The organism is Pseudomonas sp. TWI628 (genome assembly GCF_039673865.1).
In the GTDB taxonomy this organism is placed as follows: Bacteria; Pseudomonadota; Gammaproteobacteria; order Pseudomonadales; family Pseudomonadaceae; genus Aquipseudomonas.
The window spans coordinates 197,941-216,207 of record NZ_JBDJMM010000002.1 but is presented as its reverse complement, the minus strand read 5'-3'; the positions used below and the strand labels follow the sequence as shown (position 1 = coordinate 216,207).

Sequence of the window (18,267 nt, the reverse complement as noted above, 5' to 3'; positions counted from 1 at the left end):
CTCACCGCGTAGCCTGCAGCCTGGTTCGCGCGGCGTACAAGAACAATTCGAGTGAAGCCATGAACATGTACCATGATGCCGATCGTGCCCTGCTGGACCCGATGGAAACCGCCAGTATCGACGCCCTGCGCCAGCACCAGCTGGAGCGGTTGCGCTGGAGCCTGAAGCACGCCTACGACAACGTGCCGCTGTACCGCAAGCGCTTCGACGAGTCCGGCGCCCACCCCGATGACCTGAAGTCCCTCGACGACCTGGCCAAGTTCCCGTTCACCGGCAAGAACGACCTGCGCGACAACTACCCCTACGGCATGTTCGCCGTGCCCCAGGAAGAGGTGGTGCGCCTGCATGCCTCCAGCGGCACCACCGGCAAGCCGACGGTAGTCGGTTACACCCAGAACGACATCGACACCTGGGCCAACGTGGTGGCCCGTTCGATCCGTGCCGCGGGTGGGCGCAAGGGCGACAAGGTGCATGTGTCCTACGGCTACGGCCTGTTCACCGGCGGCCTCGGTGCCCACTACGGCGCCGAGCGCCTGGGCTGCACGGTAATCCCCATGTCCGGCGGCCAGACCGAGAAGCAGGTGCAGCTGATCCGCGACTTCCAGCCCGACATCATCATGGTCACGCCTTCGTACATGCTCAACCTCGCCGACGAGATCGAGCGCCAGGGCATCGACCCGCATGACCTGAAGCTACGCCTGGGCATCTTCGGTGCCGAGCCCTGGACCGACGAGCTGCGCCGTTCCATTGAACAGCGCCTTGGCATTGATGCCCTGGATATCTATGGCTTGTCGGAAATCATGGGCCCGGGTGTGGCCATGGAGTGCATCGAGACCAAGGATGGCCCGACCATTTGGGAAGACCACTTCTACCCTGAGATCATCGACCCGGTAACCGGCGCGGTGCTGCCGGACGGGCAACTGGGCGAACTGGTGTTCACCTCGTTGAGCAAGGAGGCGCTGCCAATGGTGCGCTACCGCACCCGTGACCTGACCCGCCTGCTGCCGGGCACGGCGCGGCCGATGCGGCGCATTGGCAAGATCACCGGGCGCAGTGACGACATGCTGATCATCCGCGGGGTGAACGTGTTCCCGACGCAGATCGAGGAGCAGGTGCTCAAAATAAAACAGCTTTCAGAGCTTTATGAAATTTATCTGTATCGTAATGGCAACCTGGACAGTGTCGAGGTGCATGTGGAATTGCGTGGGGAATGCCAGCATCTCGATGAGTCGCAGCGCAAGCAGGTGGTCGGCGAGCTGAGCAAGCAGATCAAGACCTACATCGGCATCAGCACCCAGGTACTCCTGCAGCCTTGCGGCACGCTCAAGCGCTCCGAAGGCAAGGCTTGCCACGTATTCGACAAACGGTTGGCCAGCTGACTCATCGGCTGCCTTTTCGGCCCCGGCATCGTCCGGGGCTTTTTTTTGCATTTTTTCTGCCGGCCCCTTCGCGGGTAAACCCGCGAAAGGGCCAGCAAAGCGATACACAAATCTTATTCGATACACATAAAACAGTTTGACGTTATGTTTTGTATCGCTTACAAATGACTCATGCCTTAGCAGGAGTCGGAACATGTACGCACAGCTAGTGGAAACCGGAGTCAAGCGCGTCAAGTCGCTGGAAGAGATGTCGTTTGATGAGCGCAACTTCCAGGAAAAGATCGACGCCGAAATCAAGATCGAAGCCAAGAACTGGATGCCCGAGGCCTACCGCCAGACCCTCATCCGGCAGATCTCCCAGCACGCTCATTCGGAAATCGTCGGCATGCTGCCCGAAGGCAACTGGGTCACCCGCGCCCCCAGCCTCAAGCGCAAGCTGCAGCTGATGGCCAAGATCCAGGACGAAGCCGGCCATGGCCTGTACCTGTACAGCGCCATGGAAACCCTCGGCGCCGACCGCGACGAGGAAATCGCCAAGCTGCACAGCGGCAAGGCCAAGTATTCGAGCATCTTCAACTACCCGACCCTGAGCTGGGCCGACATGGGCGCCGTGGGCTGGCTGGTCGATGGCGCCGCCATCGTCAACCAGGTGGTGCTGCAGCGCACCTCCTACGGCCCCTACTCGCGCGCCATGATCCGCATCTGCAAGGAAGAGAGCTTCCACCAGCGCCAGGGCTACGAGCTGCTGCTGACCATGATGCGTGAAGGCACCCAGGCGCAGAAGGACATGGTTCAGGACGCCATCAACCGCCTCTGGTGGCCGGCGCTGATGATGTTCGGCCCAAGCGACGAGCACTCGCCCAACAGCGCCCAGTCGATGGCCTGGAAGATCAAGCGCCAGACCAACGACGAACTGCGCCAGCGCTTCATCGACCAGACCGTGCCGCAGCTCGAACTGCTCGGCTGCACCGCCCCCGACCCGGACCTGAAGTGGAACGCCGAGCATGGCCACTACGACTTCGGCGAGATCCAGTGGGACGAGTTCTACGAAGTCATCAAGGGCAACGGCCCGTGCAACCAGGAGCGCGTCGCCACCCGGCGCAAGGCCATCGAGGATGGCGCCTGGGTGCGCGAAGCGGCCGTGGCCTATGCACGCAAGCAACAGAACAAGAACGCCGCCTGAGCGGCGATTGATGCGGAGATCGAAAATGTCTGTCTGGACCCTCTACGAAGTGTTCGTGCGCAGCAAGCACGGCCTTAACCACAAGCATGTTGGCAGCGTGCATGCCGCCGACGCCGCCATGGCCATCGAGAACGCTCGCGAGCTGTACACCCGCCGCAGTGAAGGGGTGAGCCTGTGGGTGGTGCCTTCGGCACTGATCACCGCCTCCTCGCCCGACGAGAAAGACCCGCTGTTCGCCCCTGCGGACGACAAGGTCTACCGCCACGCCAGTTTCTACGAACTGCCCGACGAAGTCGGGCACATGTGAGGTTGGCCATGCACAAGCACGATCTGATCCCGTATTTGCTGCTGCTCGGCGACAGCGCCCTGATCCAGGGCCAGCGCCTGTGCGAGTGGTGCGGCCACGCGCCGGCCATTGAAGAAGAGCTGGCCCTGATGAACGTCGGCCTCGACCTGGTGGGCCAGGCGCGCAACTGGCTGGAATACGCCGCTGAGCTGCTCGACGACGGCCGTGACGCCGATGCCCTGGCGTTTCGCCGCGACGAGCGCGCCTACCGCAACCTGTTGCTGGTCGAGCAGCCCAATGGCGACTTCGCCGTGAGCATGACCAAGCAGTTCCTTTACGACGCCTGGCACTACGCCGTGCTGCAGGGCCTGGTCGAGTCGCGTGACGAGCGCATCGCCGGGATTGCCGCCAAGGCCCTGAAGGAAGTGACCTATCACTTGCGCCGCTCCAGCGAATGGGTGCAGCGCCTGGGTGGCGGCACCGATGAAAGCCGCCGGCGCATGCTCGAAGCGATTCCAGCACTGTGGCGCTTCACTGTCGAACTGACCGCTGGCAGTGACAACGAAGTGCAACTGGCCCAGGCCGGCATCGCTGCCGACCCGGCAGCAGTCGGCGCGGCCTGGCTGAAGCAGGTGAGCGCGACCTTCGAATCGGTCGAGCTGCCGCTGCCCAAGGCTGCCAGCCACTTCTACCTGAGCGGCCGCCAAGGCCTGCACAGCGAGCACCTGGGCCTGCTGCTGGCCGAGATGCAGTTCCTGCCAAGAGCCTACCCCGATGCAACCTGGTGAGCTGATTGCAGGCGACCGCGGCGCCCGTGCGCCGCGCGGCGACGACCTGGCGCGGGCCTGGGCCGTACTGGGCCAGGTCATGGACCCGGAAGTGCCCGTGGTCAGCGTGGTCGATCTGGGCATCGTGCGCGACCTGGGCTGGCGTGCCGGCCACCTGCACCTGATCGTTACGCCGACCTACTCCGGCTGCCCGGCCACCGAGGTGATCGAGGCCGATATTTGCCAGGCACTGGAGCAGGCCGGATTCGCCGCGCCAGACCTGGAGCGCAGGCTGACCCCGGCCTGGAGCACCGACTGGATCAGCGCACTGGGCCGCGAACGCCTGCGTGCCTATGGCATCGCCCCGCCGCAAGGGAGCGCCAGCAAGCGCAGCCTGCTTGGCGAGGCCCCCGAGGTGTGCTGCCCGCAATGTGGCAGCCGCCACACCGAATTGCTCAGCCAGTTCGGCTCCACGGCCTGCAAGGCGCTGTACCGCTGCCGCGAGTGCCTGGAGCCGTTCGACTATTTCAAATGCATTTGAGCCGTGGAGACCACCATGAGCCAGTTTCACAGCCTGACCATCAAGCAAGTGCGCAATGAAACCCGTGACGCGGTGTCAATCGCCTTCGACGTACCGGCGCACCTGCAGGAGGCCTTCCGCTTCACTCAGGGCCAGTACCTGGTGATGCGCACCCAGTTGGACAACGAAGAAGTCCGCCGCTCCTACTCCATCTGCAGTGCGGTGCAGGACGGCGAGCTGCGGGTGGCCGTCAAGCGCGTGCCCGGCGGGCGCTTCTCGGCCTTTGCCAACGAAGTGCTCGAGGCCGGCCAGCAGCTGGACGTGCTGCCGCCCTCGGGCAGCTTCTTCGTGCCACTGGACCCGGCGCGCCAGGGCAATTACCTGGGCGTGGCCGCCGGCAGCGGCATCACGCCGATCCTGTCGATCATCGCCACCACCCTGGCCAGCGAACCGCACAGCCGCTTCACCCTGCTGTACGGCAACCGTTCCAGTTCCGGCGCGCTGTTTCGCGACAAGCTCGAAGACCTGAAGAACCGTTACCTCGACCGCCTCAACCTGATTTTCGTGTTCAGCCGCGAGCAGCAGGATGTCGACCTGTACAACGGCCGCATCGATGCCGACAAGTGCGGCCAGTTGTTTTCGCGCTGGATGGATGTTGCCAGCCTCGATGCCGCATTCATCTGCGGGCCGCAGGCGATGACCGAGACGGTGCGCGACAGCCTGCAGGCCAACGGCATGGCCAAGGAGCGTATCCACTTCGAACTGTTCGCCGCTGCTGGCAGCGAGGCCCGTCGTGAGGCCCGCGAGGCTGCACGCCAGGTCGATTCGGCGCTCAGCCATATCACCGTGATCAGCGATGGCCGGGCGCTGAGCTTCGACCTGCCGCGCAACACCCAGAACGTGCTGGATGCCGGCAACGCCATCGGCGCCGAGCTGCCCTACTCGTGCAAGGCCGGCGTGTGCTCGACCTGCAAGTGCCGAGTGATCGAGGGCGAGGTTGAGATGGACAGCAACCATGCCCTGGAGGACTACGAAGTGGCGGCCGGGTATGTGCTGTCGTGCCAGACCTACCCGGTGAGCGACAAGGTGGTGCTCGACTTCGACCAGCTCTGATACCGCGTTGCCTTCATCGCGGATAAATCCGCTCCTGCAGGCACAGCGCCGGCCTGTAGCAGCGGATTGATCCGCGAGAGGCCATCAGCCCCCCCAAAAAGTGACCTGATTACAACAATTACAAAACAAAAAGAGATCGCTTGCCATGACCCCGGAACACATCGAAAGCATCAGCAATCACCCCGACTTCCAGCACCTGGTCCGGCGCAAACGCCGCCTCAACGGCAGCCTGACCCTGGCGATGCTGGTCATCTACTACGGCTTCGTCCTGCTGGTGGCGTTCTCCCCGAGTACCCTCGGCCAGTCCCTGAGCGGCGGCGTGACCACCGTCGGCATGCTGGTCGGCGTCTTGATGGTGCTGCTGTCGTTCGCCCTCACCGGCATTTACGTGCACCGCGCCAACAACGTGCTCGACCCGCTCAACGACAAGCTCAAGCAGGAGTGCGCGCAATGAACTGGACCGCCATCTCGATGTTCATGGTATTCGTCTGCTTCACCTTGCTGGTCACCCGCTGGGCGGCCCTGCGCACCCGCTCGGCCAGTGACTTCTACACCGCCGGCGGCGGCCTGACCGGCATGCAGAACGGTCTGGCGATTGCCGGGGACATGATCAGCGCCGCGTCGTTCCTCGGCATCTCGGCCATGATGTTCTTGAATGGCTACGACGGCCTGCTGTATGCCCTGGGTGTGCTGGCCGGCTGGCCAATCATCCTGTTCCTGATCGCCGAGCGCCTGCGCAATCTGGGCAAGTACACCTTCGCCGATGTGGTTTCGTATCGCCTGGCGCAGACCCCGGTACGCCTGAGCTCGGCGTTCGGCACCCTGGTGGTGGCGCTGATGTACCTGGTGGCGCAGATGGTCGGCGCCGGCAAACTGATCGAGCTGCTGTTCGGCATCAGCTACCTGTATGCGGTGATGCTGATCGGCGTGCTGATGGTCGCCTACGTCACCTTCGGCGGCATGCTGGCCACCACCTGGGTGCAGATCATCAAGGCGGTGATGCTGCTATCCGGCACCACCTTCATGGCCTTCATGGTGCTCAAGCACTTCGGTTTCAGCACTGAAGCGATGTTCGCCAGCGCCGTGGCGGTACATGCCAAGGGCCAGGCGATCATGGCCCCGGGCGGCCTGCTGTCGAACCCGGTGGATGCGATTTCGCTGGGCCTGGGCATGATGTTCGGCACCGCCGGCCTGCCGCATATCCTGATGCGCTTCTTCACCGTCAGCGACGCCAAGGAAGCGCGCAAAAGCGTGTTCTATGCCACCGGCTTCATCGGCTACTTCTACCTGCTGCTGATCGTCATCGGCTTTGGCGCCATCGTCATGGTCGGTACCGAGCCCGCCTATCGCGATGCGGCAGGCGCGATCATCGGTGGCGGCAACATGGTCGCCGTGCACCTGGCCCAGGCCGTGGGCGGCAACCTGTTCCTGGGCTTCATCTCTGCCGTGGCCTTCGCCACCATCCTGGCCGTGGTGGCCGGGCTGGCCTTGTCCGGCGCCTCGGCGGTGTCCCACGACCTGTATGCCTGCGTGGTACGCAAGGGCCAGGCCAGCGAGCAGGAAGAAATGCGCGTGTCGCGGATCGCCACCCTGGTGATCGGCATGCTCGCGGTGGTGCTGGGCCTGGTGTTCGAGTCGCAGAACATCGCCTTCCTGTCCGGCCTGGTGCTGGCCGTGGCGGCCTCGGTCAACTTCCCGGTACTGCTGCTTTCGATGTTCTGGAAGGGCCTGACCACCCGTGGCGCGGTGTGCGGCAGCATGGCCGGGCTGGTGTCGGCTGTGGTGCTGGTGGTGCTCGGCCCTGCGGTGTGGGTCAACGTGCTGCATAACCAGACGGCGCTGTTCCCCTACAGCAACCCGGCGCTGTTCTCCATGAGCCTGGCGTTCATCAGCGCCTGGGCGTTTTCGGTCAGCGACAGCTCGCAGCGGGCCAAGGAAGAACGTGGCCGCTATCTGGGGCAGTTCATCCGCTCCATGACCGGTATCGGCGCCGCCGGCGCCAGCAAGCACTGATCTTTGACTCTGTCGGGTATAACAACAATGAACCGCATGCACCTGAAATCGGCCGCCTGGTTGGCCACCCTCGCCCTGCCCTTGCCAGCGTTGGCGGACTTTATCGACGACAGCCACGCTCGGCTGGAACTGCGCAACCACTACATCAACCGCGATTTCCGCCAGAGCAACGCGCCCCAGGCCAAGGCCGAGGAATGGGCCCAGGGCTTTACGGCAAAAGTGGAATCGGGCTTCACCGACGGCATGGTCGGCTTCGGCCTCGATGCCATGGGGCAATTAGGCGTCAAGCTCGATTCCAGCCCTGACCGGCGCAACACCGGCCTGCTGCCGTTCGGTTCGAGCAGCCATGAGCCGGTCGACGACTACAGCGAGCTGGGCCTGGCCGGCAAGGTGCGGGTGTCCAAGAGCACCTTGCGCCTGGGCACGCTGCAGCCGATCCTGCCGGTGGTGGTGTACAACGACACCCGATTGCTGGCCTCGACCTTCCAGGGTGGCCAGCTGAACAGCCAGGACATCGACGGGCTGACCGTCAATGCCGGGCGCTTGAGCAAGGTCAACCTGCGCGATTCGTCCGGGCGCGACGACATGGGCTACGGCGCCGCGACCAGCGACCACCTCGACTTTGGCGGTGGCAGCTACGCGCTCACCGCACAGACCAGCGTCAGCTATTACTACGCCAAGCTGCAGGACATCTACCGCCAGCAATTCGTCGGCCTGGTCGATACCCGGCCGCTGGGCGAAGGCCTGAGCCTGCGCAGCGACCTGCGTTACTTCGACAGCCGCAACGATGGTGCCGAGCGCGCCGGCAACATCGACAACCGCAATTTCAACGCCATGTTCACCCTCGGCGTACGGGCCCACAAGTTCACCGCCACCTGGCAACAGATGTCTGGCGACAGCGCCTTCCCGTTCGTCAACGGCGGCGACCCGTTCACCGTCAACCTGGTGACCTACAACACCTTCACCCGCGCCGGGCTGGACTCGTGGCAGCTGCGCTACGACTACGACTTCGTCGCCATGGGCGTCCCCGGCCTGAGCTTCATGACCCGCTACACCGATGGCCGCCACGCCGAAACCGCCAGCGTCAGCAACGGCCGTGAGCGCGAACGCGACAGCGACCTCACCTACGTCATCCAGAGCGGCCCGCTCAAGGACGTCAGCCTGCGCTGGCGCAACGTCACCTTCCGTTCCGGCAATGGCCTGACCAACGCCGTGGACGAAAACCGCCTGATCATCGGCTACACCCTGGCGCTGTGGTAACAGCGCCCACAAGAGGAAAACAGCATGTCTGACGCCCCAACCCTGCAGAGCTTCATTGCCGGCCGCTGGATCGGCCAGCACGGCGCCCAGGCCCTGCGCAGCGCCCTGGACGGCCATGTCCTGGCCTACAGCCACGAAGAACGCCCGGACTTCGCCGAAGCCGTGGAATTCGCCCGCGCGCGCGGCCTGGCCGAGCTGATGGCCATGGACTTCCAGCAGCGCGCCCAGCGCCTCAAGGCCCTGGCCCTGTACCTGGCCGAGCGCAAGGAACAGCTCTACGCCCTGTCCCACCACAGCGGCGCCACCCGTGCCGACAGCTGGATCGACATCGAGGGCGGCAATGCCACGCTGTTCAGCTACGCCGGCATCGGCAGCCGCGAACTGCCGTCGGGCAACCTGGTGCATGAAGGGCCTGCCATTGCCCTGGGCAAACAGGGCCACTTCGCCGGTAGCCACATCCTGGTGCCGCGCGCTGGCGTGGCCGTGCACATCAATGCCTTCAACTTCCCGATCTGGGGCATGCTCGAGAAGTTCGCGCCGACCTTCCTGGCTGGCATGCCGTGCATCGTCAAGCCCGCGACCTCGACCAGCTACCTGACCGAAGCCGTGGTGCGCCTGATGAACGACTCCGGCCTGCTGCCGGCGGGCAGCCTGCAACTGGTGATCGGCAGCACCGGCGACCTGCTGGAGCGCCTGCAGGGCCAGGACGTGGTGACCTTCACCGGTTCTGCAGACACCGCCGCAAAGCTGCGCGTCACGCCCAACCTGATTCGCAACTCGGTGCCGTTCACCGCCGAGGCCGATTCGCTCAACTGCGCCATCCTCGGCCCGGATGTCAGCCCGGACAGCGAAGAGTTCGAGCTGTACATCAAGGAAGTGGTGCGGGAAATGACCACCAAGGCCGGGCAGAAATGCACCGCCATTCGCCGCGCCATTGTCCCGGCCAGGCACATCGATGCGGTGGCTACCCGCCTGCGCGAGCGCCTGAGCAAGGTGGTGGTCGGTGACCCTTCGGTGGAAGGCGTGCGCATGGGTGCGCTGGCCTCCCATGACCAGCAACGCGACGTTGGCGAGCGTGTGCGCAGCCTGCTGCAGAGCTGTGACCAGCTGTTCGGTGCCAGCGATGGCTTTGCTCCGCGTGGCGAAGGCGTTGCCGAAGGCGCGTTCTTCGCCCCGACCCTGCTCCAGGCCCGCGACCCGCATGCCGAGGGCGGTGCCCACGACATCGAGGCGTTCGGCCCGGTCAGCACGCTGATGGCCTATGACGACCTGGATGAAGCCCTGGCCCTGGCCGCTCGCGGCAAAGGCAGCCTGGTGGCAACCCTGGTCACCGCCGACCGCGCCGTGGCCGCCAAGGCCATCCCGGTCGCCGCCGCCTGGCACGGCCGCCTGCTGGTGCTCGACAGCGAAGCGGCCAAGGAGTCCACCGGCCACGGTTCGCCGCTGCCGCAGCTCAAGCACGGCGGCCCGGGCCGCGCCGGGGGTGGCGAGGAGCTGGGTGGCCTGCGGGCGGTCAAGCACTACCTGCAGCGCGCCGCAGTACAGGGCTCGCCCAGCATGCTGACAGCCGTCACCGGTGAATACGTGCGCGGCGCCGAAGTGATCGAGACCGAAGTGCACCCGTTCCGCCGCTACTTCGACGACCTGCGCATCGGCGAATCGCTGCTGACCCACCGCCGCACCGTGACCGAAGCCGACCTGGTCAACTTCGGCTGCCTGTCGGGCGACCATTTCTACATGCACTTCGATGAGATCGCAGCCAAGGAGTCGCAGTTCGGCAAGCGCATCGCCCATGGCTACTTCGTGCTCTCCGCTGCCGCCGGGCTGTTCGTCTCGCCAGGCGCCGGGCCGGTGCTGGCCAACTACGGGCTGGATACCCTGCGCTTCATCAACCCGGTGGGGATCGGTGACACGATCCAGGCACGGCTGACCTGCAAGCGCAAGATCGACCAGGGCAAGACCAGCCCTCTGGGGCAGCCGCAAGGGGTGGTGGCCTGGGATGTGGAGGTCACCAATCAGCTCGGTGAGCTGGTGGCCAGCTATGACATTCTGACCCTGGTGCTGAAGAAGTAAGTGATGGATTGGCTGTGCCGGCCTCTTCGCGGCTAAAGCCACTCCCACAGGGACTGCGCATACCCTGCTGGGCGGGGCTGTGCGGGCCACTCGGCGGCTAAAGCCCCCCCACCGGGGACGGCGCATCCCCTGTGGGCGCGGGTTTAGCCGCGAAGAGGCCGGTACAGGCATCACTAAAGGCACATGGCCACCTCGTACATCCGCCCTAATGCCCTGCCCGCTCCTCGGCGCTATAGTCCCGCCATCCGCCACACCCCACGCCAAGGAAGCCTCCACCATGAAACCCGCCAAGCTCCTGCTGAGCGCCGCTGTCCTGTTCACCGTCGCCGGTTGCCAGACCATCAAGCCCTCCGAGCAGACCCTCAAGGAACGCGCCGAGTTCGCCCTCAACACCCCGGTCAGCAAGGTCGCCAACGTGCGCAACGACAGCACCCTGACCTACTACACCGTCACCACCGCCAAGGGCGAATACAACTGCCAGATGCCCAGCGGCGCCATCGTCGCGGTCAGCGGCATGGGCCTCTATGAGCCGACCCCATCCTGCCTCAAGGAAGGCCAGGCGATCATCCTGCAGTAATGTTGCCTCTGCCCCCGGCGCCGCGCTCCGTTTCCGGCGCCGCTGGCAGCTCGCGTAACGCCCGCAGGGCCGTGCGCAATTCCGCCGGGCGCACCGGCTTGGACAAGAGCGCGATATTGCGCCCCTGCACGATCACCTGGATCTTCTCCAGGTCATGACCGGTCATGATCAACGCCGGCACCTCCCAGCCCCGCTGTGCGCGCAAGCTGTCGATGCAGTCGACCCCGGTGGCCTCCTGGCCCAGGTCGTAGTCGGCAACGATCACGTCACAGTCGCTGACCAGCCCCACGGGTGAACCATGCGCTTCAACTTCGCAGCCCCAGCGCTGCAGCAGCGCCGATGTCGCACGCAAAACGTTGTGATCATCTTCCACCAGGCACACCTTCAGACCCGTGAGCATCGCGCCTTGCAACACCTGCTGTTCACTGCTGCGGGCCAACGGTTGTGCCGCGAGGTGCGGCAAGCCTTGCAGGCTCACCGCCGTGCCATGCCCCACGTGCGAGCGCAGCTGTACCTGCAAACCCATCAAATGCCCCAGGCGCTTGACGATCGAAAGGCCCAGGCCCACGCCTTCAACATCCTTGTCGCGCACCTGGCGCACCCGGTAGAACTCTTCAAAGACCAGGCCCTGATGCGCTTCATCGATCCCGCGACCCTGGTCATAGACGACGATGGCCAGCGCCTGACCATGACGCCGCACGCCGATCAGCAGCGGCCGCTGGGCCGCATACTTGAAGCTGTTGGAGAGCACGTTCTGCACCATGGTCGCGAGCATGCCGCGGTCGGCGCGGGTCCAGCAACGGCAAGGGTGCAGGCGCATCTCGACACCTGCCCAGCGCGCCGCCTCGGCGTTCTGGCGCAGCAGCTCGGCGAGAAACTCATGCAACGCAAAGGCCTCGTACTTCGGTTGCACCCGGCCATTGTCCAGCGTGTACAGGTCGAGGATCGAGCGGAACAGCTGCGACACGTTGAGCAGCGAGCGGTCGATGCTGTCCACCAGGCGCCGCTCCTGCTCGGCCAGCGGCGCTTCACGCAGGCAGGCGGTGAACAGGCCAATGGAGTGGATCGGTTGACGCAGGTCATGGCTGGCCTGGGCCAGAAAACGCGATTTCTCCTGGGTGGCCGCCATCGCCAGCTCCGAGGCCTTGCGCGTGCGCTCCAGCAGCATATGGGCGTAGAGCGGGATGACCGTACTGGTGGTGAGCAGCATCAGCACCATGAACGGGTTGGCCTGCCAGTAAGGGTTCAGCTGGTACACCGCCACCAGTGCGGTCAACGCCAGCACCGTGGCGATGGCCAGGTAGCGGGTGCCGAAGCGCATGCCGTTGCCGAGGTTGACCCAGACCATCACCGCATACAGCGGCAACGCCGCTTCGCCGCCCAGCACCAGGCCGAAGCAGGTGCCGGTGTAGTCGTGCACGATGCCCAGCACCCGCCGCCACGGGTAGTGCCCCGGCCAGCGGGCAATGGCCTGGCGCAGGCCGATCGACAACGCGATGAAGCTGATGATGTAGTAGATCACCGGCAGGTAGCTGTCGATCGACTCACCCGGCAGGAAACCCAGCACAGTGATGTAGACCAGCGCGCAACTGGCGACGATGACGCGCAGGTTGGCCTGGTCGAGTTCGTTGTTCTTGTTGTAGTCCATGGTCGACGTCCTTGTGCACGGGGTCGCATAAACGCCCTCGTGGCGCAGCGCTTGCCGTTGTCGACTGCTAAGTTAGCATGGTCGGGAAAACCGTCGTTCACAGGGAGTGCCAGATCGTGACGTGCCGCATCATCGTGGCGGACGACCATCCACTGTTCAGGGAGGCTATGGTCCGTACCGTGCAGCGGGTTTTGCCGCAGGCCCAGCTTGAGGAGGCCGGCGACCTGCAGCAGGTGCTGGCGCTGGCCCGCGAGGGCGAGGCGCCGGACACGCTGATTCTCGACCTGCGCTTCCCGGGGCTCGACTGCATCGAGCGACTGGCCGAACTGCGTCAGCTGTTGCGCCGTACCACGCTGATCATCGTGTCGATGGTCGATGACCCGGCGCTGATCGAGCATGTCATGGCCAGCGGCGTGGACGGGTTCATCGGCAAAAGCGTCGCGCCAGAGGAGCTCGGCGCAGCTATCCTGGCCATCCGAGACGGCGAGGTGCTGGTCAAGTACAGCCCTTCGGGGTTGTTGCCGAGCCTGGGCAGCGTCAGCGAACTGGAACAGCTCACCCACCGCCAGCAGGAGGTGCTAAGGCTGATCGCCCAAGGCAAGACCAACAAGGAAATCGCCCGCGCCCTGGACATCTCGCCGTTCACCGTACGCATTCACGTGTCATCGTTGCTCAAGGCGCTCAATGTCACCTCGCGCACGGCGGCGGCGGTCAAGTACAGCGGTACCTGATTGTTCAACTGGTCACGCTGGAGTCACTGACTGTCTGGCTGGGCTTGCTGCCTGAAAGCCGCCAACTCACGGCGGTTATCCCGTAGCGCTCAGCCATCGGCCGGCTCACTTTCTTGATCTTCTCTCGCCCGAACTTCGGGATGATGCCGATCCCTGCATCACAACTCGCCCAGTGCCAGGCCTCGGCGTTATCGATTTTCTCGAGCCGGATAATGAAGCTGCGCGGCTGGCCGTGCAGCAGGTAATCGATAATGTACAGCTGGGGACTAGGCATCACGCGGCCCTCCTCTTCTCCATGGATGACTCTTTCATTGAGTGATGCCGTCCGCTAAAAATTCAAAAAGATTGTCGAACCTTTCAAAGCCAGGCGGCGGGCGCTACTGCTGAGGCTGGCGGCCCCCGCCGTGGCTGTTCTGCCCGCCCTTGCGGCCGGCTTCCGATGCCCGCTGCCGGTCGTTGGCGAAGTTGCCGCCCGACGCCTGGCCACCTTTGTGGCCGGCACGGGAGGCCCGTTCGCGGTCATTGGCGAAGTTGCCCGGGTTGGTTTCCTTGGTGCCGCCACGTTGTCCGGTCCGTTGTTGATCAGCAGCCATGTCGTTTCTCCTTGCGATGCGGATGGGTTAGGCGCATGAAACGGTGCCATGCCTTGGTTCGGAACAGCCCATGGGCGGGTCTGCTCAATCGGATTGCGTGCGGCTGACCGGTGGCGCGAAAGGCCCTCGGTAAAAATGCTTGTGCGGTGGGTTTTGGCCAGGCAATTTTTTTGCTGGGCCACTGTCACAACTGCACGGTTACAACTGCAACCGGCCCGACACTGCCAAGCCTCGCGACAGAGCCGACGAGCGGCCTATAATGCTCGCTCATCTGCCCGGCGATGCTTCAAAGGGCCACCCTCCAGGTCTGCACAAGGCATCTTCATGACTGAGCAACCCGCATCGCCGCAAAACCCCGCGCTGAGCCCCAGCCACCTGGATTTCCCGGTGGTCGGCATCGGCGCCTCGGCTGGCGGCCTGGAGGCCATTCGCACCTTCTTCCAGCAGATGCCCGGCGATTGCGGCGCGGCCTTCGTGGTGGTGTTGCACCTGTCGCCCGACCACCAGAGCGTGGCCGACCGGATCATCCAGGAAGCCACGCCGATGCCGGTGCGCCAGGTCACTGAGCCGGTGCCGATCGAACGCAACCACGTCTATGTGATTTCCCCGGCCAACCGCCTTTCCACCAACGATGGCTACCTGCGCGTCACCCCGGCCAATCGCCGACGCGGCGACCATGTGGCCATCGACCTGTTCTTCCGTGACCTGGCCGACGTGCACAAGGACCACGCCTTCTGCGTGGTGTTGTCGGGCACCGGTGCCGATGGCGCGGTAGGCCTGTCGCGGATCAAGGAGCAAGGTGGGGTAACCCTGGTGCAGACCCCGGACGACGCCCAATACGACAGCATGCCGCGCGCCGCCATCGAAACCGCCATGGTCGACCTGGTGCTGCCGGCTGCCGAGATGCCACAGAAACTGATGGAGCTGTGGCGCTCGGCGAGCCAGGTGAAATTGCCAGAGATCGAAGACGATACCCTGCCACCACCGCTGGGCACCCGCGCCGGCGATGCCCAGGCCGCCGAGCCCTTGCTCGACGAAATCCTGCTGCAACTGCGCAACGCCACCGGCCACGACTTCCAGCATTACAAGCGCGCCACCGTGCTACGGCGGATCGAGCGCCGCCTGCACGTGACCGGGCAGACCGAGCTGGGTGGCTACCTGCGCTACCTGGAGCAGCACAGCAGCGAAGCCACGGCCTTGCTGGGCGACATGCTGATCGGCGTGACCAACTTCTTCCGCGACCGGGAAGCGTTCGAATCGCTGGAGCGTCATGTTCTGCCGCAACTGGTCAGCCAAGGCGAAGACAATCGCGAGATCCGCGTCTGGTCGGCCGGCTGCTCCACTGGCGAAGAGGCCTACAGCCTGGCCATGCTGGTGTGTGAGCAGCTGGCCCTGGAGCAGCGTGCAAGCAAGGTCCAGGTGTTTGCCACCGACCTCGACGCACGCGCCATCGGCATCGCCCGCACGGGCTCCTATCCCGAGGCGATCGTCACCGACGTGCCGCCCACTCGGCTGCGCCAGTTCTTCGTCAAGGAGGACCAGCATTACCGGGTGCGCAAGGAGGTGCGGGAGAAGGTGCTGTTCGCCCGCCACAACCTGCTGTCCGACCCGCCGTTCTCGCAGATCGACCTGATCGTCTGCCGCAACCTGCTGATCTACCTGGACCGCGAAGTCCAGCACGACATCCTGCAAATGTTCCACTACGCCCTGCGCAGCGGCGGCTACCTGTTCCTGGGTACGTCCGAATCGGCCGATGTGGCCGGTGAGCTGTTCGTCCCGGTGGACAAACGCAACCGCATCTTCCGCGCCCGTGAGGTCAGCCAGGCCGGCCGCAGTTCAGGCCGGCAGCTGCCCGGTGCGAACATGGCGAATATCGCCCAGGACCTGCAGGCCAAGGCCAAGCCCGGGCGCAAGCCGTCCTATGCCGAGATGCACCATCGGGCCCTGGCCCGGCGCATGCCGCCAAGCCTGATCATCGATGGCGAGGGCAACATCCTGCACATGAGCGACGGCGTTGGGCGCTACCTGCAGCTGGCGGGGGGCGAGCCGAGCCGCAACCTCCTCAACCTGGTGCTGCCGAGCCTGCGCCTGGCCTTGCGCAGCACGCTGTTCCAGGCCCGCCAGGGCACCGATGCCGTCACCTCGCGGCCGGTCGACCTTGGCGAGGGTGAACACCGGCAGCAGGTGGAAATTACCGTGCAGCCCTTCAAGGACGAACTGAGCACCAGCGAGTGCCTGCTGGTCGTGTTCGAAGAGCGTGCCCCCGACCCGACCTTGCCGCTGCCAGGGGTTATCCGCCAGACCGACAGCATGGTCCTGAACAACCTGGAGCGCGAACTGCAGCGCACCCGCCTGCTATTGCAGGAAACCATCGAACAGTCGGAGGTTTCCAGCGAAGAGCTGACCGCCTCCAACGAAGAAATGCAGGCCATCAACGAAGAACTGCGCTCGGCCAGCGAAGAGCTGGAAACCAGCAAGGAAGAGCTGCAGTCGATCAACGAGGAACTGCTCACGGTCAACTACGAGCTCAAGAACAAGGTCGAGGAGACCGACAAGGTCAACGACTACCTGAGCAACCTGATTGCCTCGACCGACATCGCCACGGTGTTCGTCGACCGCAACCTGCACATTCGCTGGTTCACCCCACGCGCCACCGACCTGTTCAACATGCTGCCGGTGGATACCGGCCGCTCGCTGCTGGACATCACCCACCGCCTCGATTACCCGGCCCTGGCCGATGATGCCCGCGCCGTGGCCAAGGGCGAAACCACCATCGAGCGTGAGATCGGCGCCCAGGACAATCACTGGTACCTCGCGCGCCTGCTGCCCTATCGCGCCAGCGAACAGAAGATCGACGGCACCGTGCTGACCTTCATCGACATCAGCAAGAACCACGCCGCTGAAGAGCGCGTGCGCCTCGGTGAAGAGCGCCTGAGCAAGCAACTGGCCGAATCGCAGAGCTCCAGCCACATGAAAGACGAGTTCTTCGCGGTGATGTCCCACGAGTTGAAGCACCCGCTCAACCTGATCCAGCTCAATGCCGAAATCCTCCGCCGGCTGCCCACGATCAAGAGCATCGGCGCTGCCAGCAAGGCGGTTGGCACCATCTGCGAAGCCGTGTCCAGCCAGGCCCGGATCATCGATGACCTGCTTGATGTCGCGCGCATTCGCACCGGCAAGCTCAAGCTCAAGACCGAACCGGTGGACCTCGGCGCGATTGTGCGGGGTATCCATGCGGTGGTGCTGAGCGAGCAGCATCCTTGCCCGGTGCACCTGGAGGTGCCCGCCGATGACCTGCCGCTGATGATCGACGGCGACCTGACGCGCCTGGAGCAGATCATCTGGAACCTGCTGAACAACGCGCTGAAGTTCAGCCCGCCAGGCGCTGACATTCGCCTGGTGCTGAGCCACGACGAAACGCACGCACGTCTGCAGGTGATCGACCAGGGCGTGGGCTTGAGCGACGACAACCTGGAGCATATCTTCGACCTGTTCAGCCAGGCGGCGCCGCAGGTGGCCAGCCATGGCCGAGAAGGTCTCGGCATTGGCCTGTCGCTGGTGCGCCAGCTCGCCGAAGCGCATGGCGGCAGTGTCGAAGCCAGCTCGGCGGGGCTTGGCAAGGGCTGCACCTTTACCGTCCGCCTGCCGTTGTGCGACCCCGGTCTGCAACTGCGTTCAGATAACCCGGAACCTGCCAGCGAGGGACGGTTGCAAGGCACGACGATATTGCTGGTCGACGACTCGCCTGAAGTCCTGGAAGTCATGCAGGAGTTGCTGGAGATGGAAAGCGCCGAAGTCGCGGCCTACAGCAATCCGCTGAAGGCGCTGGAGGCCGCAGCCAGCGGCGACTATGACGTGATCATCTCGGACATCGGCATGCCGGGCATGGACGGTCACGCGCTGATCAGGGCCTTGCGCGGCCTCGCCCACCTGCGCCACACGCCAGCGATCGCCCTCACCGGCTACGGTGCCAGCGCCGATCAGCATAAGTCGCGCCAGTCCGGCTTCGATCGCCACCTGAACAAGCCGGTCGGTTATGACGAACTGGTCGAGGCCATTGAGGCGCTAAGCGGCTCGGTGCCTTACTGAATCCACAGGGATTGCGCCAGCTCCAGGAAATTGGG

General features: G+C 64.6%; 16 protein-coding genes. 13 read left to right on the top strand and 3 right to left on the bottom strand.

The features are described from left to right. Positions 1 to 59: 59 nt before the first annotated feature. The 11 genes from paaK (at position 60) to ABE528_RS02510 (ending at position 11,171) form a co-directional block, all read left to right on the top strand. The gene (paaK, locus tag ABE528_RS02560) at positions 60 to 1,379 is read left to right on the top strand and encodes a phenylacetate--CoA ligase PaaK (protein ID WP_152957431.1); all 1,320 of its coding nucleotides are present in this window, start codon (positions 60 to 62) and stop codon (positions 1,377 to 1,379) included. Between the two features lie 193 nt (positions 1,380 to 1,572). After that, the gene (paaA, locus tag ABE528_RS02555; RefSeq protein WP_346652075.1) at positions 1,573 to 2,562 is read left to right on the top strand and encodes a 1,2-phenylacetyl-CoA epoxidase subunit PaaA; all 990 of its coding nucleotides are present in this window, start codon (positions 1,573 to 1,575) and stop codon (positions 2,560 to 2,562) included. Positions 2,563 to 2,587: 25 nt separating this feature from the next. Next, entirely contained in the window at positions 2,588 to 2,869 is a 282-nt protein-coding gene (gene paaB, locus ABE528_RS02550; RefSeq protein WP_013972614.1) for a 1,2-phenylacetyl-CoA epoxidase subunit PaaB, read from the top strand. Between the two features lie 8 nt (positions 2,870 to 2,877). Next, positions 2,878 to 3,636: a 1,2-phenylacetyl-CoA epoxidase subunit PaaC gene (gene paaC, locus ABE528_RS02545; protein WP_152957433.1), complete on the top strand. Its 759-nt coding sequence runs from the start codon at positions 2,878 to 2,880 to the stop codon at positions 3,634 to 3,636. Then, positions 3,623 to 4,156 (top strand): 1,2-phenylacetyl-CoA epoxidase subunit PaaD, encoded by a 534-nt coding sequence (gene paaD, locus ABE528_RS02540; RefSeq protein WP_346652074.1) that lies wholly within the window; start codon positions 3,623 to 3,625, stop codon positions 4,154 to 4,156. The genes paaC and paaD overlap by 14 nt, the downstream gene beginning before the upstream one ends. Before the next feature lie 15 nt (positions 4,157 to 4,171). Further along, positions 4,172 to 5,248, top strand: a complete 1,077-nt coding sequence (paaE, locus tag ABE528_RS02535; RefSeq protein WP_346652073.1) for a 1,2-phenylacetyl-CoA epoxidase subunit PaaE — start codon at positions 4,172 to 4,174, stop codon at positions 5,246 to 5,248. 145 nt (positions 5,249 to 5,393) lie between these two features. Further along, positions 5,394 to 5,702: a DUF485 domain-containing protein gene (locus ABE528_RS02530; RefSeq protein ID WP_110637637.1), complete on the top strand. Its 309-nt coding sequence runs from the start codon at positions 5,394 to 5,396 to the stop codon at positions 5,700 to 5,702. Further along, positions 5,699 to 7,261: a cation acetate symporter gene (locus ABE528_RS02525; RefSeq protein WP_346652072.1), complete on the top strand. Its 1,563-nt coding sequence runs from the start codon at positions 5,699 to 5,701 to the stop codon at positions 7,259 to 7,261. The genes ABE528_RS02530 and ABE528_RS02525 overlap by 4 nt, the downstream gene beginning before the upstream one ends. Before the next feature lie 27 nt (positions 7,262 to 7,288). Then, entirely contained in the window at positions 7,289 to 8,521 is a 1,233-nt protein-coding gene (locus ABE528_RS02520) for an OprD family porin (protein WP_346652071.1), read from the top strand. Positions 8,522 to 8,545: 24 nt separating this feature from the next. Beyond that, on the top strand, positions 8,546 to 10,594 hold the full coding sequence (gene paaZ / locus ABE528_RS02515) for a phenylacetic acid degradation bifunctional protein PaaZ (protein ID WP_346652070.1): 2,049 nt from the start codon (positions 8,546 to 8,548) through the stop codon (positions 10,592 to 10,594). Positions 10,595 to 10,871: 277 nt separating this feature from the next. Next, the gene (locus tag ABE528_RS02510; protein ID WP_152957439.1) at positions 10,872 to 11,171 is read left to right on the top strand and encodes a hypothetical protein; all 300 of its coding nucleotides are present in this window, start codon (positions 10,872 to 10,874) and stop codon (positions 11,169 to 11,171) included. Here ABE528_RS02510 and ABE528_RS02505 read toward each other — a convergent pair. Beyond that, entirely contained in the window at positions 11,158 to 12,819 is a 1,662-nt protein-coding gene (locus ABE528_RS02505; protein WP_346652069.1) for a hybrid sensor histidine kinase/response regulator, read from the bottom strand. The genes ABE528_RS02510 and ABE528_RS02505 overlap by 14 nt on opposite strands. Positions 12,820 to 12,935: 116 nt before the next feature. On the opposite strand from ABE528_RS02505, the gene ABE528_RS02500 reads away from it, so the two are divergent. Continuing rightward, positions 12,936 to 13,550 (top strand): response regulator transcription factor, encoded by a 615-nt coding sequence (locus tag ABE528_RS02500; protein ID WP_346652068.1) that lies wholly within the window; start codon positions 12,936 to 12,938, stop codon positions 13,548 to 13,550. A 4-nt stretch (positions 13,551 to 13,554) separates the two neighbouring features. Here ABE528_RS02500 and ABE528_RS02495 read toward each other — a convergent pair whose 3' ends face one another. Together ABE528_RS02495 and ABE528_RS02490 are read right to left on the bottom strand one after the other, a co-directional pair. After that, positions 13,555 to 13,824, bottom strand: coding sequence for a DUF6555 family protein (locus ABE528_RS02495; RefSeq protein ID WP_152957442.1), 270 nt, complete (start codon positions 13,822 to 13,824; stop codon positions 13,555 to 13,557). A gap of 103 nt (positions 13,825 to 13,927) precedes the next feature. Continuing rightward, on the bottom strand, positions 13,928 to 14,143 hold the full coding sequence (locus ABE528_RS02490) for a general stress protein (RefSeq protein ID WP_152957443.1): 216 nt from the start codon (positions 14,141 to 14,143) through the stop codon (positions 13,928 to 13,930). A 324-nt stretch (positions 14,144 to 14,467) separates the two neighbouring features. Here ABE528_RS02490 and ABE528_RS02485 point away from each other — a divergent pair, with 324 nt between their 5' ends. Then, positions 14,468 to 18,232 (top strand): CheR family methyltransferase, encoded by a 3,765-nt coding sequence (locus ABE528_RS02485; RefSeq protein WP_346652067.1) that lies wholly within the window; start codon positions 14,468 to 14,470, stop codon positions 18,230 to 18,232. Positions 18,233 to 18,267: the final 35 nt, after the last annotated feature.

Coding starts and splice junctions, on each gene's coding strand:
- paaK (WP_152957431.1), top strand. CDS start 60: ATGAACATGTACCATGATGCCGATCGTGCCCTGCTGGACCCGATGGAA.
- paaA (WP_346652075.1), top strand. CDS start 1,573: ATGTACGCACAGCTAGTGGAAACCGGAGTCAAGCGCGTCAAGTCGCTG.
- paaB (WP_013972614.1), top strand. CDS start 2,588: ATGTCTGTCTGGACCCTCTACGAAGTGTTCGTGCGCAGCAAGCACGGC.
- paaC (WP_152957433.1), top strand. CDS start 2,878: ATGCACAAGCACGATCTGATCCCGTATTTGCTGCTGCTCGGCGACAGC.
- paaD (WP_346652074.1), top strand. CDS start 3,623: ATGCAACCTGGTGAGCTGATTGCAGGCGACCGCGGCGCCCGTGCGCCG.
- paaE (WP_346652073.1), top strand. CDS start 4,172: ATGAGCCAGTTTCACAGCCTGACCATCAAGCAAGTGCGCAATGAAACC.
- ABE528_RS02530 (WP_110637637.1), top strand. CDS start 5,394: ATGACCCCGGAACACATCGAAAGCATCAGCAATCACCCCGACTTCCAG.
- ABE528_RS02525 (WP_346652072.1), top strand. CDS start 5,699: ATGAACTGGACCGCCATCTCGATGTTCATGGTATTCGTCTGCTTCACC.
- ABE528_RS02520 (WP_346652071.1), top strand. CDS start 7,289: ATGAACCGCATGCACCTGAAATCGGCCGCCTGGTTGGCCACCCTCGCC.
- paaZ (WP_346652070.1), top strand. CDS start 8,546: ATGTCTGACGCCCCAACCCTGCAGAGCTTCATTGCCGGCCGCTGGATC.
- ABE528_RS02510 (WP_152957439.1), top strand. CDS start 10,872: ATGAAACCCGCCAAGCTCCTGCTGAGCGCCGCTGTCCTGTTCACCGTC.
- ABE528_RS02505 (WP_346652069.1), bottom strand. CDS start 12,819: ATGGACTACAACAAGAACAACGAACTCGACCAGGCCAACCTGCGCGTC.
- ABE528_RS02495 (WP_152957442.1), bottom strand. CDS start 13,824: ATGCCTAGTCCCCAGCTGTACATTATCGATTACCTGCTGCACGGCCAG.
- ABE528_RS02490 (WP_152957443.1), bottom strand. CDS start 14,143: ATGGCTGCTGATCAACAACGGACCGGACAACGTGGCGGCACCAAGGAA.
- ABE528_RS02485 (WP_346652067.1), top strand. CDS start 14,468: ATGACTGAGCAACCCGCATCGCCGCAAAACCCCGCGCTGAGCCCCAGC.